Genomic DNA, 22165 nt, shown 5'->3' with positions numbered 1-22165 from the left:
GGTACTGCCGGTACCTCGGGTGCTGTCGGGCAAGGGGGGTTCGGATGGCTGAACAGTACGTCGCGGCGGTGGACCAGGGGACGAACTCGACCCGGTGCATCCTCTTCGACCGGCGCGGGCGGCTGGTGTCGGTCGCGCAGCGCGAGCACCGGCAACTCTTCCCGCGGCCCGGCTGGGTCGAGCACGACGCCGCCGAGATCTGGCGCAACGTCACCCGGGTGGTGCCCGCGGCGATCCGCCAGATCGCCGCCGAGCCGTCCCAGATCGTTGCCATCGGCATCACCAACCAGCGGGAGACCAGCCTGCTCTGGGACCGCCGGACGGGTCAGCCGGTCGGCCACGCCGTGGTCTGGCAGGACACCCGGACCGACCGGCTGATCACCGAACTGGCCGGCGACGAGGGCCCGGACCGGTTCGCGGATCTCTGCGGGCTGCCGCTGACGACGTACTTCTCCGCGCCGCGGCTGCGCTGGATGCTCGACCACACGCCCGGGTTGCGCGCTCGCGCGGAACGGGGCGAGGTGCTGTTCGGCACGATGGAGAGCTGGCTGATCTGGAACTTCACCGGTGGTCCGCAGGGCGGCCTGCACGTGACGGACGTGACGAACGCCAGCCGGACGATGCTGATGAACATCGAGACCCTGGAATGGGACGACCGCCTGCTCGCCGCGTTCGACGTACCGCGGTCGGTGCTGCCGGAGATCCGCCCGTCGTCAGGGGTTTTCGCGACCGCCACCGAGGTGCTGCCCGGAGTACGGATCGGTGCGGCGCTCGGGGATCAGCAGGCCGCGCTGTTCGGGCAGACGTGTTTCAGTCCCGGCGAGGCCAAGTGCACGTATGGCACCGGGTCGTTCCTGCTGCTTCACACCGGTAAGGAGATCGTCCGATCGACCCACGGAATGCTCACCACCGTCGCATACCAAATCGGCTCCGAGCCCGCGGCGTACGCGCTGGAAGGGTCGATGGCGGTCACCGGCTCGCTGGTGCAGTGGTTCCGGGACGGGCTCGGGCTGATCCACACCGCGGCGGAGATCGAGACGCTCGCGCGGACCGTCGAGGACAACGGCGGCGCCTACATCGTGCCCGCGTTCTCCGGGCTGTTCGCGCCGCACTGGCGCAGCGAGGCGCGGGGCGTGATCGCGGGGCTGACCGGCTACATCACCAAGGGACACCTGGCCCGGGCGGTGCTCGAGGCGACCGGGTTCCAGACCCTCGAAGTGGTCAACGCGATGAACGCGGACTCCGGGATCGCGCTGACCGCGTTGAAGGTCGACGGCGGGATGACGGCGAACAACCTGCTGATGCAGTTCCTGGCCGACCTGCTCGACGTACCGGTGGTCCGGCCGATGGTGACGGAGACGGTCTCACTCGGCGCCGCGTACGCCGCTGGGCTGGCGGTCGGCTACTGGCCCGATCTCGAGGGACTCCGGAGCAACTGGCACCGCGCCGGCCAGTGGCTCCCCAACATGGATCCGGATCGCCGGGCCACGGAGTACGCGAACTGGCAGGCCGCCGTCCAGCGCACCTTCGGCTGGATCCGGCCCGACCAGGCGCGCTCGGATCAATAACCCGGATCAGGGGCGCCAGATCCAGTTCTGGCGTTCGTAGCGGATCTCGAAGCCGGTGCGGAGCATGTTGTTCAGGGATGCGTTGGCGCCTTCGACCTCCGGCTTGCCTGTCTCGGCGCTCAGCCATTTCGCGCCGACCGCGGCAGCCTGCCGAGCGCGGACCGCGAGCAGCGCCGACTGCGCGCCTCTGCCGCGATGACCCGGCAACGTCGAGGCACCCGGGAACTCCGCTACCTGACCGGTGATCAGCAGGGATGCGGCGGCCACCAGCTCGTCGCCGTCCCAGGCCCCGTACGCCGTCCAGCCGGGCCGCCCGACCACTCCGGCCGCCATCTCGGCGATACCTTCCTCGGGCATCCCGAAGCCGCGCACCAGCACCGACGCCCACTGCTCGGCATCGGCGGCACCCACCTCGGCGATTCGCAGCTCCGTCTCGGGCGACTGCACCAGACCCGCCAGCCGGGCGACCTTCATCCAGGTGCCACCCTCGGTGAGGCCCTCCTTCTCGCGGATGGCGTCCCAGTCCGGTGGTAGCACCGACGGCGCGAACTGCAGAGTCGCGAAAGGTGCCCCCTGCTCGCGGTAGAAACCGGTGATCTCCGCGACGAGGTCAGCCGTGACTGGGCTCTCGAAGCCGAAACCGAGCGCCTTGCTCCAGTAGTTCGTCACGTCGTTGCGCGCCGCCAGCACCACCCCACCGCCAAGCCGCTTCGACGCGAGCCCCAGCAACTTCACCGCCGAGGGAGGCGCCGCGTTCTCGTACCCCCAAACCGCCTCAGCCTCAGCAAGCTCAAGCAGCTCAGCGATCCGGTCCCACGACATCGAACATCCTCCTAAACAGGGGTGAACTACATCCTCGACTCTAGGCCGCCAGTGTGAACAAACAAGTGAACTCCAACCACCCGAAAGACCGCCGTAACAACGACCACTGCACGGCTGCCACCTGAACATCCAACGTTCCCCCGACCAAGAAGGCCCACTGGGACAGCACTACTCCGCCTGAGGTCATGAACGATGGGGTCCGCACGGCGCCACGCGAGGCTGCTCAAATCCACCTGACCACTTAACAGCACTTGTTCTCTGTGGCCTTATCAAGCAGACCCAACGGACCAGGTGTTAACCCTTCCAGGTCCAGACGGGGCGGTCGTATGCGATTTCGAAGCCGGCGCGGCGGACGTTGTTCAGCGACGGGTTGGCCTCGCCCGGTGCGGGTTTCACGACCTCGACTGCGAGGGTGGTGCAGCCGGCGGCGAGGGCGTCCTGCACGCGGCGGGCGAGCAAGGCCGACTGCGCGCCGCGCCCGCGGTACTCCGGCAAGGTCGCGGCGCTGACGAACTCGCCCAGTTCACCGTCGACGTACAGGGCGCCGGTGGCGACGAGTTTGTCGCCGTCCCAGGCGGCGTAACCGGTGAGGCCCGGGAGGTCGTTGACCGAGGCAAGCATCTCCACCATCCGGCCGTCCGGGTCCGGCATCTGGAAGGCCTCGACCTGGACCGCGGCCCAGGCTTCCCCGTCCTCCGGCCCGATCGGGCCGACCCGCAGAGAGGTCTCGACCTGCTGCACCGGCCGCGCGTCGCGCACCAGTTTGTGCACCGTCGGCTGTCCCTCCACCAAGCCCTGCACCTCGCAGATCTCGGCCCAGTTCGCCGGCAGCACCTCTGGGGCAAGATGGAAGTTCGCCACCGGTGTGCCCGCCGCCCGGTAGAAGTCCAGCACCTCACCGATCAGGCCCTTGGTCACCAGCTCGGTGAACCCGAAGCCCTGCGCCTTCGACCAGAACCCGGACGGATCGTTCAACATCGACACCGCGATGCCGCCGCCGATCCGCTCGGCGGTGATCCCCATCCGGTCCCGCACCCGCTCGTTCAGCCCCGACAACCGGAAGATCAACTCGGCCTCGAGACGCTCCACCCGCTCAGCCATCGTCATACTCGCCAGAGTACTAGTGGTTGAAAGTACAACAACCCAGCGAAGGTCACCCGGCTGCCCCGCAGCCCCAAACCGCCCCGGCCCGCTCAAAGACGCTCATCTGGTGCACAAGGAGGGCCCTCGGACACCAAGTCGGGACCTCGGACACGACCTGACCTGTCCCCCAGGTCCCGACACTGTGTCCCCGGTCCCGACAACCCACCGCCCTCCGCGGTCCCCACCACCGCACGCCGTTCGTGCCCAGCCCGGCGATCGGCCTCCCGATGACGGGCTGCTCGGCCACTGGCGCCTTACAAGCCGCCAGCCGGCGAACGACCCGCCAGCGGACCCGCAAATAGCCACAGGTGGCCGAACAACCGGCCAGCCGGCTAACAACATGCCAGTGGACGAACAACCCGCCAGCGGTCGAACAACCCGTCAGCACCAGCCCCCGAATCGGCACAACCACCACCCACCGCAGCGGAAACCCACCCCCGGGGCCCGCCGGCGTACCGAAGAACAGGAAGTAGTCGCCGCACACACCACCCCGGCAGGCACCCCACGCCTGCAACCTCCGCGACCACCCCCAGTACTACCTGTCGGTCCGTACACCCACCCCCGAAAACACCACCCCGGACCGGCTCAAACCTCCGTCGCCCGGTACACCCCACCCCGAAAGCACCACCCCGATGCGGCTCAGACTCCTCCGCGGGATCCGCGTAGCTGCGTCCTTCCCTGGTCGGGATGGGGTGGGTCAAGAGTTGAAACTTGTTTCGATCCCGAAGGGACGCCAAAGGCGCTCTTGACGCACACCAGCACGACTAGCACCATCACGCAGCGGAGACCGCCAACCACCCGCATCCGTTGCCGGGCGAACCACCCGCACCCATGCCCGGCGGAACAACCCGCACCCATGCCCGGCGGAACCACCCCGCCCAGCATCCCCAGCGCAACACCGGCACGCGCACCACGAGGCAGGGGTCGAGCCGGCGGCAGGTTGCCTCGGGCACTGGGGTAGTTGGCGGCCGGGGTGGGTGCTCGGCTCAGCGGTTGCTAGGAGCATGCCCGCCTGGCTCCGACGGCCGGACACCTCGCCGCGCGGGAAGGCGGCGCCGTACTCAGGCCGGTGAGACGCGGCGCCGTACTCAGGCGGGCGAGACGATGTCTGGGGCGCCCAGGCGGACCTTGTCGGCCGACTCGTCGTCGGGTTGTTCCTGGGAGTCGCGTTCGGACTGGACTCGCTGCTGGTAGAAGGAGACCTCGCGCTCGATCGTCTCCTCGTCCCAGCCGAGCACCGGCGCCAGCAGGCGTGCCGCCGCCCCCGCCGCCTCGACTCCGCGGTCCCAGGCCTCGATCGAGATCCGGGTACGCCGGGCCAGTACGTCGTCCAGGTGCCGGGCGCCCTCGTTCGTGGCGCCGTACACGATCTCCGCCTTGAGGTAGTCCTGCGTGCCGGGCAACTGCTCCCCCAGCGACGGGTCCGCCTCGACCAGGGCGAGCACCTCGTCGATCAGCGCGCCGTACCGGTTGAGCAGGTGCTCGATCCGGGCCACGTGCAGCCCGGAGCGCTGCGCGATCAGGTGCCGCTGGTTCCACATCGCGTGGTACCCGTCGGCGCCGACCAGCGGGGTGTTCTTGGTGACGGACTTCGGCACCCGCCCGTCCAGCGCGTTCGCGGCCGCGTCGATCGCGTCCTTGGCCATCACCCGGTACGTCGTGTACTTGCCGCCGGCAACAACCACCAGACCGGGGGCCGCGTGCGCGACGACGTGCTCGCGGGACAGCTTCGACGTGCTCTCCGACTCCCCCGCCAGCAACGGCCGGAGCCCGGCGTACACACCCTCCACGTCCTCGCGGGTCAGCGGGGTGGTGAGCACGGCGTTCACGTGGTCGAGCAGGTACTCGATGTCCTTACTGGTCGCGGCCGGGTGCGCCTTGTCTAGGTTCCAGTCGGTGTCGGTGGTGCCGATCAGCCAGTGCCGGCCCCACGGGATGATGAACAGCACGGACTTCTCGGTCCGCAGGATCATCCCCGTGCTGGACTGGATCCGGTCCTTCGGCACGACCAGGTGGATGCCCTTGCTGGCACGCACGTGGTACTGCCCGCGCTCGCCGACCATCCCCTGGGTGTCGTCGGTCCAGACCCCGGTCGCGTTGACGACCTGCTTGGCCCGTACTTCGAACTCGCGCCCGCTCTCCAGGTCCTTCGCCTGCACCCCGGTGACCCGCTCACCCTGGCGCAGGAATCCGGTCACCTTGACCCGGTTCGCGACGTGCGCGCCGTACGACGCCGCAGTACGGGCGAGTTCCATCGTGTGGCGGGCGTCGTCGACCTGGGCGTCGTAGTACTGCAGTGCTCCGACCAGGGCGGACTTCTTGAGGCTCGGGGCCAGCCGCATCGCTCCGCGGCGGGTCAGGTGTTTGTGGATGGGCATGCCGCCGCCGTGGCCCGAGCTGAAGGCCATCGCGTCGTACAGCGCGACGCCGGCGCCGGCGTAGAACCGCTCCCACCACCGGTGCTGCAGGGGGTAGAGGAACGGCACCGGCTTGACCAGGTGCGGTGCCAGGCGCTGCAGGAGCAGACCGCGCTCCTGCAGCGCCTCGTGCACCAGCCGGAAGTCCAGCATCTCCAGGTAGCGCAGGCCACCGTGCACCAACTTGCTCGACCGGCTGGAGGTGCCGCTCGCGAAGTCGCGAGCCTCCAGCAGCCCGGTGGTCAGGCCCCGAGTTGCGGCGTCGAGTGCAGACCCGCTGCCGACCACCCCGCCACCGACCACCAGGACGTCGAGCTCCCGGCCGTCCGCCATCGCCTCGATGGCCTCGGTCCTCGCCTGCGGTGACAGTGCCACTGCGCCCACTGTGCTGTTCCTTCCCTCGTCTTACTTCTTGTTGCCTATTGTTACTCTGTGTTATCGCTTGGCCTGGGCCGGCGTCAGTCGACGTCCACCCAGTCGAGCGTGCGCTGGACGGCCTTCTCCCAGCCCTTGTACCCAGCCGCACGCTGGTCGTCGTCCCACTCCGGGTTCCAACGCTTGTCCTCGTTCCAGTTCTGGACCAGCTCGTCGGTGTTGTTCCAGAAGCCCACCGCCAGGCCGGCCGCGTACGCCGCGCCGAGCGCGGTGGTCTCCGCGACGACCGGCTTGCTCACCGGGACGCCGAGGATGTCTGCCTGCATCTGCATGCAGAGCTCGTTCGCCGTGACTCCGCCGTCGACCTTGAGGACCTCGAGCTTGACGCCCGAGTCCTTCTCCATCGCGTCGGCGACGTCCTTGCTCTGGTAGCAGATCGCTTCCAGTGTTGCGCGGGCCAGGTGAGCGTTCGTGTTGAACCGCGACAACCCGACGATCGCGCCGCGAGCGTCGGACCGCCAGTACGGCGCGAACAGCCCGGAGAACGCCGGCACGAAGTACACGCCGCCGTTGTCCGGGACCTGCCGAGCGAGCGTCTCGGTCTCACTCGCGCCAGAGATGATGCCGAGCTGGTCCCGCAGCCACTGGACGGCCGACCCGGTGACGGCGATCGATCCCTCCAGCGCGTAGACAGGAGCGTCGTCGCCGAACTTGTAGCACATCGTGGAGAGCAGTCCGGCCTTCGAACGGACCAGCTCGGTCCCGGTGTTCAGCAGCATGAAGTTGCCGGTGCCGTAGGTGTTCTTGGCCTCGCCCGGGTTGAAGCAGACCTGGCCGACCGTGGCCGCCTGCTGGTCCCCGAGGTCACCCGTCAGCGGCACCACGCCGCCGAGCGGGCCGTTCACCAGCGTCTCGCCGTACTTGTTCGGGTCGGACGACGGCCGGATCTCCGGCAGCATCTGGCGGGGGATGTTGAAGAACGAGATCAGCTCGTCGTCCCAGTCGAGCGTCTCCAGGTTCATCAACATCGTGCGGCTGGCGTTGGTGACATCGGTGATGTGTACGCCGCCTTCGGTGCCGCCGGTGAGGTTCCACAGCACCCAGGTGTCGGTGTTGCCGAAGACGGCGTCACCGGCCTCGGCAGCCGCACGGACCCCGTCGACGTTCTCCAGGATCCACTGGACCTTGCCAGCCGAGAAGTAGGTCGCGGGCGGCAGGCCGGCCTTCTGCCGGATCACGTCGCCTTTGCCCTCCCGCTCGAGCGCGGACGCGATCCGGTCGGTCCGGGTGTCCTGCCAGACGATCGCGTTGTAGTAGGGCCGCCCCGTCTTGCGGTTCCACACCACGGCCGTCTCGCGCTGGTTGGTGATGCCGAGCGCCGCCAGGTCGCTCGACTGCAGGTTGTTCGCGTTCATCGCGGTCCGGATCACCGAACTGGTGCGCTCCCAGATCTCCACCGGGTTGTGCTCGACCCAGCCGGCCTGCGGCAGGATCTGGTCGTGCTCCAGCTGGTGGATGCCCACCTCGTTGCCGGAATGGTCGAAGATCATGAACCGGGTGCTCGTGGTGCCCTGGTCGACTGCACCTACGAAGTCAGCCATGGATAGTCCTCTCCTCACACTGCGCTGTGGTCCCGTGGATCATGCTGTCGTCTCCTCCTCGGGGACCCGGCCCGGCTCCTCGTCCGCGTCGCCGACCGGCAGGTTCCGGCCGACCAGCAGGTCGTAGAGGAACGCGCCGATGAGCGCCCCGATGATCGGTCCCACGATCGGGACCCAGAAGTAGGGATCCCCGAACTGGTCCTTGAAAGCGTCTCCCCCGTATCCCGTCAGTGCGGACGCGAGCCGCGGGCCGAAGTCACGTGCCGGGTTGATCGCGTAGCCCGCCAGCGTGCCCCAGGCCATCCCGATACCGACGACGAGCAGACCGATCATGAACGGGCCGAGGTTCGCTGCGGGGGCGGTGTTGCGGAGGTCGACGATGGCCAGGATGACCAACATGAGGATCGCGGTACCGATGATCTGGTCGAGGAAACCGCCCCACATGCCGACCCCGAGTTCCACGTTGCCGTTGCCCGGCAGGGTGGAGAACACGCCCTGACTCTTGATGGTCAGGCCGGGGTCGAACTTCTGCAGGACCTCGGAGTAGTTCCAGCGGACCACCATCGCCGCCGCGAACGCGCCGAGGAACTGTGCAGCGATGTACGGCAGCACCTTCCGCCAGGCGAACCCGCGGAAGGCCGCCAGTGCGATCGTCACCGCGGGATTGATGTGGGCGCCGCTGACGCGGGCCGACACGTACACACCCATGGTCACTCCGATGCCCCAGGCCCACGCGATCGAGTCGTGATTCCCGATCCCGCCGGCCACCACTTGGGCGACCACACCGACACCGAACAGGATCAGGATGAATGTTCCGGCGAACTCGGCCGAACACTCCCCCAGAAGGGTCCTCGACTTGACTACCTCGGTCGTTGCCATGCTGACCTCCCTTCCACCCCGTGACGACCACGGAGAACTGGAATGTAGGAGTGTTAGCGAGGAGGCACAACGCTGCTCGTTCGACATTGTCGAACGGCCCGTCCGGCCCTCCCAGCTGCGACACTCGACCGGACCAGGACTTCGTCCGGCCGGCCCAACCCTTTGTGCTCCCGATCGCGTCAGGGCGGGCAGGAGACGCCTCAGGGCGTCGTGGAGCCGAGGGGACCAGATGGCAGCTGGAGCGGGGTTCGCGGAGTTCGCGAGCAGTCGGCACGGGGCGTTGTACCGGTACGCCTATCTGCTGGCCGGTGAGCGGGGGCTGGCGGAGGATCTGGTGCAGGAGGGCCTCACCAAGACGTACGTCGCGTGGGGACGGCTGCGCGATCCGGGCAACGCCGAGGCGTACACCCGGAAGGCGATCACCACCATCGCGATCAGCTGGTGGCGCCGGAAGGCCTGGCGTGCCGAGCGGCCGCGGAACGACGTACCGGATAGGCCGATGGAATCCCACGATGCCACCGCCCGGATCTGGCTGTGGCACGAGCTCCGGCAGCGGGCGGCGCTGGTCCTGCGGTACTACGAGGACCTGACCGAGGTAAGGGGTACCTCTCCCCCGGCGCCGACTACCTGGTGGCAGGGCCGGCCGACAACTGGCCAGGCGACCCGGCCGCGGCCGCCCTGGACTTGTTCTCCGTCTCGACCGGCCAGAAGCTCGCCCGGCGCCACCCCGGCCACCCCCGGCTGATCTTCAGCCAGTGGCTGAACGACACCACCTTCACCGCCGTCGGCCTCCGCGCCGACGCCCCCGCTCCCCCGGTGGACCTCCTCACCTGCTCCACCACCACCCTGACCTGCCAGGTCACCACTCCGGCCTTCTCCACCTACACCTTCGACCGGACCCCGCCACGCACCACCGCGTTCGCCCTCCCCCTCGGCACCGAGATCGTCCAGGACTTCGGATAGCACCAACGTCCGCAGAACCTCACCGGTTCTGCGGACGTTGTGAGTGGTGCAGAGGTCAGCCGGCGGTGCCGGTCTTGGGGGCGTCGCCGCCTGGCTGGTTCTCCGGGAAGTGGCACGCGGTCTGGTGGCCGGGCGCCAGCTGGAGCAGGGGCGGTTCGACCGTCTTGCAGATGTCCTGGGCCTTCCAGCAGCGGGTGTGGAACCGGCAGGCCGGGGGTGGGTTGATCGGGCTGGGGACGTCGCCCTGCAGGCGGATGCGCTCCTGCCTGGCCCTGCGCTTGGTGTCCGGGATCGGTACTGCGGACAGCAGCGCGAGCGTGTACGGGTGCATCGGCGTCTCGTAGAGGTCGACCCGGTCGGCGATCTCGACGATCTTGCCCAGGTACATCACCGCGACCCGGTCCGACACGTGCCGGACCACGGACAGGTCGTGCGCGATCATCACGTAGGTCAGGTCGAACTCGTTCTGCAGGTCCTCCAGCAGGTTGACCACCTGGGCCTGGATCGACACATCGAGCGCGGAGACCGGCTCGTCGGCGACGATCAGCTTCGGCCGCAGCGCGAGCGTGCGGGCGATCCCGATCCGTTGCCGCTGGCCGCCGGAGAACTCGTGCGGGTAGCGGTTGTAGTGCTCGGGGCTGAGGCCGACCAGCTCGAGCAGTTCCTGGACGGCCTTCTTGGTGCCGCCCTCGGTCTTCACGTGCTGCAGCTTGTACGGCGCGCCGACGATCTTGCCGACGGTGTGGCGCGGGTTCAGCGAGCCGTACGGGTCCTGGAAGATCATCTGGACGTCTTTGCGCAGCGGCCGGATCTTGCCCTCGGACATGTGGGTGATGTCCCGGCCCTCGAAGACGATCTTGCCCGCGGTCGGTTCGAGCAGCCGGGTCAGCAGCCGCCCGGTCGTGGTCTTGCCGCAACCGGACTCGCCCACCAGCGAGAACGTCTCGCCCTTGGTGACGGTGAAGTCCAGGCCGTCCACTGCCTGCACGGCGCCGGTCTGGCGCTGTAGCACGCCCCTGCGGATCGGGAAGTGCTTCACCAGGCCCGTCACCGACAGCAGCTCCTCGCCGGTCGGCGACTTCGCTGCGGTCGAGTCGGTGTCAGTCGTCGTCACGGTTGCTCCGTCAGTCCCCTGTGTGCTCACAGCTTCGGCTTGATGTCGGTTTCCCAGCTCTGCTTGCGCAGCTCCGGGGTGAGGTGGCACGCCACCTGGTGTCCGTTACCGATGTCCAACAGTTCCGGCCGCTCGGTCTCGCTCAAGCCGCCGTTCAGGTGCGCGTAGTTGCAGCGCGGGTTGAAGGGGCAGCCCGGCGGCACGTTGATCAGGCTGGGCGGCGTGCCCTTGATCGGGATCAGCCGGTCGCTGCGCTCCCGGTCGATCCGCGGCATCGAGCCGAGCAGCCCCCAGGTGTAGGGGTGCTGCGGCCGGTCGAAGATGTCCTCGGCCGTGCTGTACTCGATCGCCCGGCCGGCGTACATCACCTGGATGTCGTCGGCCAGTTCGGCGACCACACCGAGGTCGTGCGTGATGATGATGACGGCCGAGTTGAACTCGCGCTGCAGGTCCCTGATCAGGTCCAGGATCTGCGCCTGGACGGTCACGTCGAGCGCGGTGGTCGGCTCGTCCGCGATCAGCAGGTCGGGGTCGCAGGACAGCGCCATCGCGATCATCGCGCGCTGCCGCATGCCGCCGGAGAACTGGTGCGGGTAGGCGTCCACCCGCTTGTCCGGCTGTGGGATGCCGACCCGATCGAGCATCGCGACCGCATGTTTGCGCGCGACCTGCTTGCTCACGTCATTGTGCACCTGGTAGGCCTCGATGATCTGGTGGCCGACGGTGTAGAACGGGTGCATCGCCGACAGCGGGTCCTGGAAGATCATCGCCATCCGCTTGCCGCGGAGCTTGCGGACCTCCTCGCGGCTGGCCGAGATCAGGTCCTGCCCGTCGAGGAACACCTCGCCGCTGATCCTCGCCGTACCGGCCTTGTGCAGGCCCATGATCGACAGGCTGGTGACGCTCTTGCCGGAGCCGGACTCGCCCACGATGCCGAGCGTCTTGCCGCGCTCTAGCCGGAACGAGATCCCGTCGACCGACTTCACCACTCCGTCGTCAGTCGGGAAATGCACCTTGAGGTCGCGGACGTCGAGGAAGGCCTCGCCGCGCTCGATCCGCTGGACGGTGTCTTGAGGGGTCACGAGGTCTTGAGGTTCGGTCACGAGATTCGCACCCTCGGGTCGACGACGGCGTACAGGAGATCGACGACCAGGTTGGCCACCACGATGAAGAAGGCGGCGACCAGGGTCACGCCGAGCACCTTGGGCAGGTCGTTGGCCCGCAGCGCGATGACGGCGTACTGCCCGATGCCGGGCAGTGAGAAGGTCGTCTCGGTCAGGATCGCGCCGCCCAGCAGCAGGCCGAGGTCCAGACCGAAGATGGTCAGGATCGGCGTCAGCGCGGAGCGCAGGCCGTGTTCCACGACCACGGTCCGCTCGGTCAGGCCCTTGGCCCGCGCGGTCCGGACGAAGTCCTCGTTCATGGTCTCGAGCATGCCTGCCCGGGTGAGCCGGGCGTACGCCGCGGCGTACAGGAACGCGAGCGTGATCCAGGGAAGGAGCAGGTCGTACGCCCACTCCCACGGGCTGGACGCGTCCATCGGGTTGGTACCGCCCTGGGCCGTCCAGCCGAGGCCGTAACTGAAGATCGACAGTGACAGCAGACCGGTGAAGAAGATCGGCAGCGAGACACCGGCCAGCGCGACCGACATCAGCGACCGGTCCAGGAACGACCCACGTTTCAGCGCGGACACCACACCGGTGCCGACTCCGGCCAGCAGCCAGATCACGGCGGCCCCGAGGGCCAGCGAGGCAGTAACGGGTATTCGGTCGACCAGGTCCGGCCAGACCGGTTGCTGGGTGAGGAACGAGTAGCCGAAGCACGGCGCCGGGCAGTGCTCCGTCGCCGGACCGTAGTTGTACTCCTGACCGACGAACAGGCCCTTCACGAAGCGGCCGTACTGCACGTAGAGAGGGTCGGTGAAGCCGAGCCTGACTGCGGTCTCGTGGATCTGCTCCACGCCCGCACTCTTGCCGACGTAGCGCGAGGCCAGGTCGTCGGCGGTCGCGCCGCCGAGCTTGGGGACCATGAAGAAGATCGAGAACGTGACAGCCGTGACGATGAAGAGCAGGACCACTGCTCCGATCACCCGGCGGACCAGATATGCGAACACCGTGCTCGGCGTGGTGGCCGGTGATCACACGTGATCACCGGCCACCGTCAGCCTTCACCTACCTCTGCTGCGAATAATGGTCAGAGCAGCCCGCTACTACTTCTGGGCCACACCGATGCTGGCGTAGTCGTACATGTTCTGGCTGTCGCTCACGAACACGTTCGACAAGGTGGTCGGCCGGTACAGCAGGCCCTTGGCCCAGATGCCCGGCAGTACCGCGGCCTGCTCCATGACCTTCTTGTCGACGTCGACCCAGATCTTCTCGCGGGCCGCCTTGTCAGTCTCCTTCAGCGCCTGGTCGATCAAAGTGTCGACCTCGGGGATCCGGACGCCGAGGTTGGTGTTACCACCGGTGGCGCGGATGACCCGGCTGTCGACGATCTGGCTCAGGAAGCCGAAGCCGTCCGGCCAGTCAGCACCCCAGCTGTAGACGATCAGGCCGAGGCTGTTGGCCTTCGCGTAGTCCGGCTTGCCGGCGTACAGCTTGGTGTAGTCACCGGTCGGGAAACCCTTCGGGGTCAGGTTGATGCCGACCCGCTTCAGCGACTGCTGCAGCGACTCCGCGACCGCCTTCTCCTTGGGTCGGTCCGCCCGGTACGCGATGTTGGTGCTGAAGCCGGTCGGCATGCCGCACGCCGTCAGCGCCTCCTTCGCCTTGTCCACGTTGCCGTTCTTGTCGGCCTCGAAGCCGTAGTCGTCGAACTTCACCGCGCCGGTCACCAGCGGCGGCATCATGTTGGTGGCGATGTCGCCACCGACCGGACCGCCGTATGCACGCTGGTAGCCCTCATGGTCGGCCGCGTAGAGGATCGCCTTGCGGCAGTTGATGTTGTCCAGCGGCTTGACCTCGCCGTTGAACACGGTGAAGTTCAGCCGCGGCGCCGGGACGTTGTCGGCGTTCGCCTTCAGCTGCGGGTTCCCCAGGATCTTCGCCTGGGTCTCCGCCAGCACACCGGTACCGGCGATGTCGACGTCGAGGTCACCGGCCTGCAGGCGGTTGTCGATGTCGGCACCGTTCACGTTGTAGGCGACCGTGATCTTGTCCGGCAGCGCCTTGCGGCCCGAGTTCGGGTCGGAGGCCGGGTCGTACTGGTCGTTGCGGATCAGCGTCAGGCCCTTGTTCGGGTCGTGGCTCTCGAACTTGTACGGACCGGTCGCGATCGGGTGCAGCTGGTACTTCGACCCGGTGTCCTTGGCCTGCGGGACCGGTGCGGTGGCCGGCAGTTGGGCGAAGTAGTCGAAGCCGGAGAACGACTTGTTCAGGTGGAAGACGATGGTCTGGTCGTCCGGGGTCTCGATCGCCTTGGCGACACCGGCCAGCGACTTGTCTTTGTAGACGCTGTAGCCCTTCGGCACGTCCAGCAGGAAGTCGTTGAAGTACGTCGGGCCGTTCGGTAGCGTCGCCTTGTCCAGCGAGCGGGCAACGGCGTACTTGACGTCCTTCGAGGTGACCTCGGTGCCGTCCTCGTACTTGACGCCCTTGCGGATCTTGTAGGTCCAGGTCTTGGCGTCGTCACTCGGCACACCGGCGGCCTCGGCGAGGTCCGGAACGACCTCAGCGCCCTGCTTGCCCGGAGCCGACTTGAAGACCATCAGCGGCCGGACGTAGTTGCGCACCAGGTTCCAGGACAGGCCGTAGTAGGTGTCACCGGGGTCCGTGGAGTCCCACTTCTCGGTGATGGCCATACGGAGCGTGCCACCCTTTTTGTCGCTCGGGTTGTATGTCCCGGTGACGGCCGAGTTGTACTCGGCCTTGGCAGTGTCGCCGCTGCCGCTGCCGGAGCCGCTGCCCGAGTTGTCATTGCCCCCGCAAGCCGCCAGGCTCAAGGCGACGGCCGCACTGACGGCGGTGGCCGTCGTGATGCGATTCCATCTCATCTGTTGTTGCACCCCTTTTTTCGTGAGAGCCAGGCTCCCTGGTTGGAGAGAAGTCCTATCGCGACCGCGGGTCGAGGGCGTCTCGCAGCCCGTCGCCGAAGAGATTGAAGGCCAGCACCGTGATGAAGATGGCCAGGCCGGGCGGAACCATGTAGAGCGGCGCGACCTGGTACCAGTTCGCCGCGATGGACAGCATGTCGCCCCAGCTGGCCGTCGGCGGCCGGACACCCACGCCGAGGTACGACAGACCCGCCTCGAACAGCACGTTGGTCGGGATCAGCAGCGTGGCGTACACCAGGATCGGGGCGATCAGGTTCGGCAGCAGCTCGGTGAACAGGATGTACGGACGGCGGGCGCCGAGGCTCCGGGCCGCGTCGACGAACTCCCGCTCCCGCAGCGACAGCGTCTGGCCGCGGATGATCCGGCCGATGTAGGGCCAGCTGAAGAAACCGATGATGAACACGATCAGCGCCACCCGCAGGGAGTCGCCCTTCAGTCCGAGCAGCTGGTCCGGCACGGCGCCGACCAGCGCCAGCGCGAACAGCACCAGCGGGAAGGCCAGGAAGATGTCCATCAGCCGGCTGATCAGGGAGTCGACCCAGCCGCCGAAGTATCCGGCCACGACCCCCGCCACCGTGCCGATGCCCACCGAGAGCAGCGTCGCCAGGAAGGCGATCAGCAGCGAGATCCGGGCTCCGTAGACGATCCGGGCGAAGATGTCGCGGCCGTTCACGGGCTCGATCCCGAACGGGTGGTCCGCACTGATGCCGTTCCACTTGCCGATCGGGGTCTGCAGCGACGGATCGATCAGGTCCTGGTGGAAGTCGTTCGGCGTGACGCCGATGATCTTGCAGATCAGCGGAGCGAAGGTCGCCACCAGGATCAGCAGCAGGACGACAGCACCACCGGCGAGCGCGACCTTGTCCCGCTTGAGCCGGATCCACGAGATCTGCCAGAGCGACCGACCCTCGATCTTGCCGACGCCCTGGACCACGGCTTCCGGCTGTGCCGACGCCGATCCCGGCTCGACCTCGAGTGGTGTAGTCACGCGATGGGTACCCCTGCCTCAAGTCGTCGGACCGGCGGAAACCGGTGTAGCTGCCGCCTTAACCTGCCGCCATTACTGCCCGGAGTCAAACGCGGAAAGTGCTGCGTTGCCCGATCGTGATGCGCAGGAAATCGTCCCGTATCGTGGGACAACTCGCAGTAAAGCATGCCCCTACCCGGGGTTGCGATCGCCTCGCTGTGCGTGATGGGAGAAGTCCAGGCAGTAGCAGGTCGCCGCACCCGCCTCATTACTTCCGCAAGCCTGAAAAGTAGACGAATGACAGTGGGTTCGCCGCCTCCGCCACGTTCTGCAAACCCTTGGCCGCGACCACCGGCAACTGCCCCTGCCAGGTCGGGATGACGGGTGCTTCCTGAGCGATCAGCAACTGCAGGCTCTTCAGTGACTCTTCGCGATCGAGCTGGTTCTGCTCGGCGATCTCCTGATCCAGCAGCTTGGTCGCCGCCGCGCTCCGATAGCCGTTCTGGTAGAGCCCCCCATCGCGGAGGAACGGCGCCAGGTAGTCATCGCTGTCGGGGTAGTCGGGCAGCCAGCCGGCGTGGTACAGGTCGAACGCCCCGGCCCGGGCCAGCTGCTGGTACCGCGGCCCCTCGACGCTGCGCAGGACCACCTTGAACAACCCCGACACCTCCAGTTGCCGCTTCAGCTCGAGCACCTCCGCCTTGGCGCCCGCGCCGTACTGCGCGGGCGTCCAGCCGACCGTGAGCGTCACTGGCGTGGTGATGCCCCCGTCACGCAGGATCGCGGCAGCTGCGGTCTTGCTCGGCTCCTGGTATTGCGAGCGGAACGCGTCCACCTGACCGCCGAATCCCGGCGGAACCACGGAGTACAGCGGGGTGGCGCGATCGCCGTACGCCTTCTTCGCGATGGCCTGGCGATCGATCAGCTGCGCCACGGCCCGTCGTACGGCGGGCCTGCGGGCGACGAGAGACTTCATGCTGAAGGCGAAGAAACGGATCTCCGCGGACGGCGCCTGGACCACCTGCACCTGGTTCGCCGTACGCAGCCGGTCCAGCGCGCCGGGCCCGAACCCGTGCACTCCGAGGTCGGCCTTGCCCTGGGTCATCACGTTGGTCAGCGACGTCGCGTCTGAGACGAAACTCACCTCGACGCCGTCGTTCAGCGCCCCGCGCGCGCCCTTGTACTTCCTGAACTTGGCGAGCACTGCCCGCACGCCCGGCTTGTACGACGTGAGTTGGTACGGCCCGCTGCCGATCGCCTTGTCGTTCACCAGCTTCGACGCCGGGTAGGACTCCTCGTCCACGATCGAGGCGCCGGTGATGGTCAGCAGGTACGGCAGCCGCGCGTCCGGCTTCTTCAGGGTGAACACCGCGGTCAGCTCGTCCGGCGTGCTCACCGAGGCGACCGACCCGAACAACGCCGCCGGACCGCCCGGGGTCTTCAGCCGCAGCATCCGGTCGAAGCTGAACTTCACGTCCGACGAGGTCAGCTTGTGCCCATTCGGGAAGGTCAGCCCGTTCTTCAGGCTGCACGTGTACGTCGTGGGCGCGTCGTACTGGCAGTCGGCGGCGTCCGGCACCGGGGTCGGCTTGTCCGGGGTCATCGTCAGCAGGGTCTGGTAGAGGTTCGCCTGCAGGGTGCGGGACCCGACCTCGGCGGGACCGGCCGGGTCGAGCGAGGTGACGGTGTCTGCGGTGACGACCTTGAGGACCATGTCCTTCGGCGCCTCACCACCCTGGTGCGTGGTCTGGGCGGGCTTGCCGCAGGCTGCGAGAGATCCCGCCAGCACGCCGACCGCGACCACCCAGGCGCCCCGGCGCCACAGCACTGTCACCATTCCACCCTTCCCCAGAACACCCCCGCGGGTCCCAGAAAGAAGGTATCCCGTCAACGGAGCAGGTCTCGCAGCGCGTCCGGCGTGACGGTCTCGAGCGACTCGATCACTTGCCGTCGCGGCCCCGCCGGGATCTCCACCCACTGCGGCACAACGACGACGAACGCACCGGCCGCGGTCCCGGACGCAGTACCGCCTGGTGAGTCCTCGATCACCACACAGTCGACCGGATCGACGTCCAGCTCGCGGGCGGCGGTCAGGTAGGGCTCGGGGTGCGGCTTGTTGTTGGTCACCTCGTCCCCGGCGACGATCACGTCGAACAGGTCCGGCGGCAGGTGCGACAGCACCGCGTCGATCATCACCCGGTACGACGCCGACACCAGCGCGCAGGGGATCCCCTCGCGCTTGAGCGCCTGCAGGAGCTCGACCGCGCCGGGGCGGAAGTCGACCTCCTCCTTCAGCGAGCGTTCCACCTCGGCGTACATCCGCCCGGCCAGCTCGTCGGCCTCGATCGCCCCGGCCGGGATGCGCGACATCCACACCTTCACCGCGTCACCGAGGCCGCTGCCGACCAGGGAGACGCAGTCCTCGATCGTCCAGGTCGCGCCAAGCGAGGCCAGCAGGTCGATCTGCACCCGGGCCCAGATCGGTTCGGAATCCACCAGCGTGCCGTCCATGTCCCAGAGCACCGCTTGAAGGGTCATGAGGCGTTGAAGTACTTCGCTTCGGGGTGGTGAACCACCAGGGCGTCGGTGGACTGTTCCGGGTGCAACTGCAGCTCCTCAGATAGGTGGACGCCGATCCGTTCCGGCCTCAACAACCCCACCAGTTTCGCCCGGTCCTCCAAATCCGGGCACGCCGGGTACCCGAACGAGTACCTCGAGCCGCGGTACGCCTGGTCCCGCAGCATCCCGTCCAGGTCGCCGTCCTCGCCGCCGAACCCCAGCTCGTCGCGCACCCGGGAATGCCAGTACTCCGCGAGCGCCTCCGTCAGCTGCACGGACAACCCGTGCAGTTCCAGGTAGTCCCGGTAGGCGTTCCGCGCGAACAGCTCCCCCGTCACCTCGGCCACCTTCGGGCCCATCGTGACCAGGTGGAACCCGACCACGTCGAGCTCGCCGGAATCCTTCGGCCGGAAGAAGTCCGCCAGGCAGAGGAACCGGTCCCGGCGCTGCCTCGGGAACTCGAACCGGTGCAGCTCCGTGTGAGAGCCGGGATCCAGCACCACGAGGCTGTTGCCCTTGGAGTAGCAGGGCCAGTACCCGTAGACCACCGCCGCCTCGAGGATGCCCTCGGTGTGCACCCGGTCCATCCACATCCGCAGCCGCGGCCGGCCCTCGCTCTCGACCAGCTCGTCGTACGACGGACCGTCGGCGCCGCGGGTGGCCCGCAGACCCCACTGGCCCAGGAACGTCGCTCGCTCGTCCAGGTACCCCGCGTAGTCGGCGAGCGGGATCCCCTTGACGATCCGCTCACCCCAGAACGGCGGCTTCGGTACCGGGTTGTCCAGCGCGACGTCGGACCGCGCGGGGATCTCGTCGAGCGGCCGGTCGAGCGTCCTCGTGGCGGACCTGACCCGGCGTTGCCTCCGCTCGGGCAGCGCCGCGCCCGGCACACCTCGCTTCACGGCCATCGCGGCGTCCATCAGCCGGAGTCCCTCGAAGGCGTCCCGGGCGTAGCGGACCTCGCCCTCGAAGAGATTGCCGAGGTCCTGCTCGACGTACGCGCGGGTCAATGCTGCACCACCGAGCAGGACGGGCCAGCGCTGCGCCAGTCCGCGCTGGTTGAGCTCCTCGAGGTTCTCCTTCATCACCACGGTCGACTTCACCAGCAGCCCGGACATGCCGATCACGTCCGCCTTGTTCTCCTCGGCGGCCTCCAGGATCGCGTTCACCGGCTGCTTGATGCCGAGGTTGACCACGCTGTAGCCGTTGTTGGTGAGGATGATGTCGACCAGGTTCTTGCCGATGTCGTGCACGTCGCCCTTGACCGTCGCCAGCACGATCGTGCCCTTGCCTTCATCGTCAGTCTTTTCGATGTGCGGCTCGAGATGCGCGACGCAGGTCTTCATCACCTCGGCCGACTGCAGCACGAACGGCAGCTGCATCTGGCCGGACCCGAACAGCTCGCCGACCACCTTCATGCCCTCGAGCAGGTCCTCGTTGATGATGTCGAGCGCCTTCTTGCCATTGGCAAGCGATTCGTCGAGGTCGGCCTCGACGCCGGCGCGCTCACCGTCGATGATGCGCTGCTTGAGCCGCTCGTTCACCGGTAGCGCGAGCAGCTCTTCCAGCTTGCTCGCCTTCAGGTCGGACGCCTTCACATCGGCGAACAGCTCGAGCAACTGCTGCAGCGGGTCGTACCCCTCGCGGCGCCGGTCGTAGATCAGGTCGAGCGCGGCCTCGCGCTGGTCGTCCGGGATCTTCGCGACCGGCATGATCCTGCTCGCGTGCACGATCGCCGAGTCGAGCCCAGCCTGGACGCACTCGTGCAGGAACACCGAGTTCAGCACGTGCCGCGCGGCCGGGTTGAGGCCGAACGAGATGTTCGACAGGCCGAGCACCGTCTGCACGTCGGGGCGGCGCCGCTTCAGTTCGCGGATCGCCTCGATCGTCTCGATCCCGTCCCGGCGCGACTCCTCCTGCCCGGTCGCCAGCGTGAACGTCAGGCAGTCGATCAGTACGTCGTGCCCCACGATCCCGTACTCCTGTTGCAACGTGTCGAGCAACCGCTCCGCGATCGCCACCTTGTGCTCGGCGGTCCGCGCCTGCCCCTGCTCGTCGATGGTCAACGCCACCACGGCAGCGCCGTACTCCGAAGCCAGCGAGGCGATCCGCGCGAACCGGGACTCTGACGCCTCCCCGTCCTCGAAGTTCACCGAGTTCAGCGCGCACCGCCCGCCGAGCAGGTCGAGCCCGGCCTGCAGTACTGCGGGCTCGGTGGAATCCAGCACGATAGGCAAGGTCGAGGCGGTCGCCAATCGGCTCGCGACCTCCTTCATGTCGGCGACGCCGTCCCGGCCGACGTAGTCCACGCAGAGGTCGAGCAGGTGGGCTCCGTCACGGATCTGCGCCCGGGCGATCTCGACGCAGCCCTCCCAGTTCTCGGCCAGCATCGCCTCGCGGAACGCTTTCGACCCGTTCGCGTTGGTCCGCTCCCCGATCGACAGGTACGACGTGTCCTGCCGGAAGGGGACGTGCTGGTACAGGCTCGACACGCCTGGCTCGGGCTGCGGTTGACGCGGTTGCACCGGACGGCCACCGACCCGCTCAACCACCTGGCGCAGGTGCTCCGGCGTCGTACCGCAGCAGCCGCCGACCAGGGACAGCCCGTACGAGTCGACGAAGGTCTCGTGCGCGTCCGCGAGCTCCTCGGGGGTCAGCGGGTAGAAGGCGCCGTCGGCCGTCAGTTGCGGAAGGCCCGCATTCGGCATGCAGGTGAGCGGGATGGTCGAGTGCCGGCTCAGGTAGCGAAGGTGCTCGCTCATCTCCTTCGGCCCGGTCGCGCAGTTCAGCCCGATCAGGTCGATGCCCAGCGGCTCCAGCGCGGTCAGAGCCGCGCCGATCTCGCTGCCGAGCAGCATCGTGCCGGTCGTCTCCACCGTGACCGAGACGATCACCGGGATGGTCGACCCACTCGCCGCAAGCGCTTGCCTGGCGCCGATCACGCTCGCCTTGGTCTGGAGCAGGTCCTGGGTGGTCTCGATCAGGATTGCGTCCGCTCCCCCGTCGATCAGGCCGCGCGCGTTCTCGGCGTACGCGTCCCGAAGGATGGCGAAGGTGGTGTGCCCGAGCGTCGGGAGCTTGGTGCCGGGGCCGACACTGCCGAGCACGAAGCGTGGTTGATCCGGGGTCGACGCGGCGTCCGCGGCCTCGCGGGCCAGCCGGGCGCCGGCTTCGCTGAGCTCGTAGATCCGCTCGCCGATGCCGTACTCCCCAAGGTTCGCGAAGTTCGCGCCGAAGGTGTTCGTCTCGACGCAGTCGACGCCGACGTCGAAGTACGCCCGGTGGATCTCGCGGACCACGTCCGGCCGGGTCACATTGAGGATCTCGTTGCAGCCCTCGTAGCCCTGGAACTCCTCCAGCGACAGGTCGTAGGACTGCAGCATCGTGCCCATCGCCCCGTCGGCCACCACCACCCGCTGCGCGAGCACCTCCCGCAGGTCGGGACGGTCATCACGACGTTCGGACACTGCTGCAGCCACCGGGGCCTCCAGACATAGGGCCTGACGTTGGGAAGAACCAGTTGACCACTTCCCGGTCCCAGGCCAAGCCCAGCGATCCGGTATCTGATCAGCCGTCTCAGATGGTAATGCGGTGTCACGACACTTTCCGCTGCCTGTGAAACCACCGCCGCCGGACTCGTTATGCACGTAGGCTGGCAGTCCGGCACCGGCGGCTTCGGGCAGCGCCGGAAGGGCTACTTACAGAC

At 67.8% G+C, this 22165-nt stretch carries 16 protein-coding genes; 3 read left to right on the top strand and 13 right to left on the bottom strand.

Annotated elements, in window-relative coordinates; all coding sequences use genetic code 11:
• Positions 1–44: 44 nt before the first annotated feature.
• Positions 45–1568: a glycerol kinase GlpK gene (glpK, locus tag EV648_RS27760; RefSeq protein ID WP_132297951.1), complete on the top strand. Its 1524-nt coding sequence runs from the start codon at positions 45–47 to the stop codon at positions 1566–1568.
• Positions 1569–1574: 6 nt separating this feature from the next.
• Here glpK (EV648_RS27760) and EV648_RS27755 read toward each other — a convergent pair whose 3' ends face one another.
• The 5 genes from EV648_RS27755 to EV648_RS27735 all read right to left on the bottom strand — a co-directional run bounded on the left by EV648_RS27755 (position 1575) and on the right by EV648_RS27735 (position 8805).
• Positions 1575–2390, bottom strand: coding sequence for a GNAT family N-acetyltransferase (locus EV648_RS27755; RefSeq protein ID WP_132297949.1), 816 nt, complete (start codon positions 2388–2390; stop codon positions 1575–1577).
• Between the two features lie 294 nt (positions 2391–2684).
• Positions 2685–3497 (bottom strand): GNAT family N-acetyltransferase, encoded by an 813-nt coding sequence (locus EV648_RS27750; protein WP_132297947.1) that lies wholly within the window; start codon positions 3495–3497, stop codon positions 2685–2687.
• A gap of 1124 nt (positions 3498–4621) precedes the next feature.
• Positions 4622–6334 (bottom strand): glycerol-3-phosphate dehydrogenase/oxidase, encoded by a 1713-nt coding sequence (locus tag EV648_RS27745; RefSeq protein WP_241995643.1) that lies wholly within the window; start codon positions 6332–6334, stop codon positions 4622–4624.
• Between the two features lie 74 nt (positions 6335–6408).
• On the bottom strand, positions 6409–7926 hold the full coding sequence (glpK, locus tag EV648_RS27740) for a glycerol kinase GlpK (RefSeq protein ID WP_132297945.1): 1518 nt from the start codon (positions 7924–7926) through the stop codon (positions 6409–6411).
• Between the two features lie 39 nt (positions 7927–7965).
• Complete coding sequence (locus EV648_RS27735; protein ID WP_132297943.1) at positions 7966–8805, bottom strand: MIP/aquaporin family protein; 840 nt, start codon at positions 8803–8805, stop codon at positions 7966–7968.
• Positions 8806–9034: 229 nt separating this feature from the next.
• Here EV648_RS27735 and EV648_RS27730 point away from each other — a divergent pair, with 229 nt between their 5' ends.
• Positions 9035–9550: a sigma factor gene (locus tag EV648_RS27730; protein ID WP_132297941.1), complete on the top strand. Its 516-nt coding sequence runs from the start codon at positions 9035–9037 to the stop codon at positions 9548–9550.
• Positions 9490–9768 (top strand): hypothetical protein, encoded by a 279-nt coding sequence (locus EV648_RS27725; RefSeq protein ID WP_132297939.1) that lies wholly within the window; start codon positions 9490–9492, stop codon positions 9766–9768. The genes EV648_RS27730 and EV648_RS27725 overlap by 61 nt, the downstream gene beginning before the upstream one ends.
• Before the next feature lie 55 nt (positions 9769–9823).
• On the opposite strand, the gene EV648_RS27720 is transcribed toward EV648_RS27725, so the two are convergent.
• The 8 genes from EV648_RS27720 to metH form a co-directional block, all read right to left on the bottom strand.
• Positions 9824–10882: an ABC transporter ATP-binding protein gene (locus EV648_RS27720; RefSeq protein ID WP_132297937.1), complete on the bottom strand. Its 1059-nt coding sequence runs from the start codon at positions 10880–10882 to the stop codon at positions 9824–9826.
• A gap of 26 nt (positions 10883–10908) precedes the next feature.
• Positions 10909–11937, bottom strand: a complete 1029-nt coding sequence (locus EV648_RS27715; RefSeq protein WP_132298289.1) for an ABC transporter ATP-binding protein — start codon at positions 11935–11937, stop codon at positions 10909–10911.
• 44 nt (positions 11938–11981) lie between these two features.
• A complete protein-coding gene (locus tag EV648_RS27710; protein ID WP_132297935.1) occupies positions 11982–12995 on the bottom strand; it encodes an ABC transporter permease in 1014 nt (337 codons plus the stop codon).
• Positions 12996–13091: 96 nt separating this feature from the next.
• Positions 13092–14873: an ABC transporter substrate-binding protein gene (locus EV648_RS27705; protein WP_132297933.1), complete on the bottom strand. Its 1782-nt coding sequence runs from the start codon at positions 14871–14873 to the stop codon at positions 13092–13094.
• A gap of 55 nt (positions 14874–14928) precedes the next feature.
• The gene (locus EV648_RS27700) at positions 14929–15921 is read right to left on the bottom strand and encodes an ABC transporter permease (protein WP_132297931.1); all 993 of its coding nucleotides are present in this window, start codon (positions 15919–15921) and stop codon (positions 14929–14931) included.
• 247 nt (positions 15922–16168) lie between these two features.
• Positions 16169–17737, bottom strand: coding sequence for an ABC transporter substrate-binding protein (locus tag EV648_RS27695; protein ID WP_132297929.1), 1569 nt, complete (start codon positions 17735–17737; stop codon positions 16169–16171).
• A gap of 50 nt (positions 17738–17787) precedes the next feature.
• Positions 17788–18438 carry an HAD family phosphatase gene (locus EV648_RS27690; protein ID WP_132297927.1) on the bottom strand — a complete coding sequence of 217 codons (651 nt, stop codon included), beginning with the start codon at positions 18436–18438 and terminating at the stop codon, positions 17788–17790.
• Positions 18435–21938, bottom strand: a complete 3504-nt coding sequence (metH, locus tag EV648_RS27685) for a methionine synthase (protein WP_255512877.1) — start codon at positions 21936–21938, stop codon at positions 18435–18437. Before metH ends, EV648_RS27690 begins: the two co-directional genes overlap by 4 nt.
• Positions 21939–22165 lie beyond the last annotated feature (227 nt).

It is taken from the genome of Kribbella sp. VKM Ac-2568 (assembly GCF_004345365.1).
Lineage (GTDB): Bacteria > Actinomycetota > Actinomycetes > Propionibacteriales > Kribbellaceae > Kribbella > Kribbella orskensis.
The sequence above is the reverse complement of the archived record's forward strand: the minus strand, read 5'-3'. Positions and strand labels throughout refer to the sequence as shown.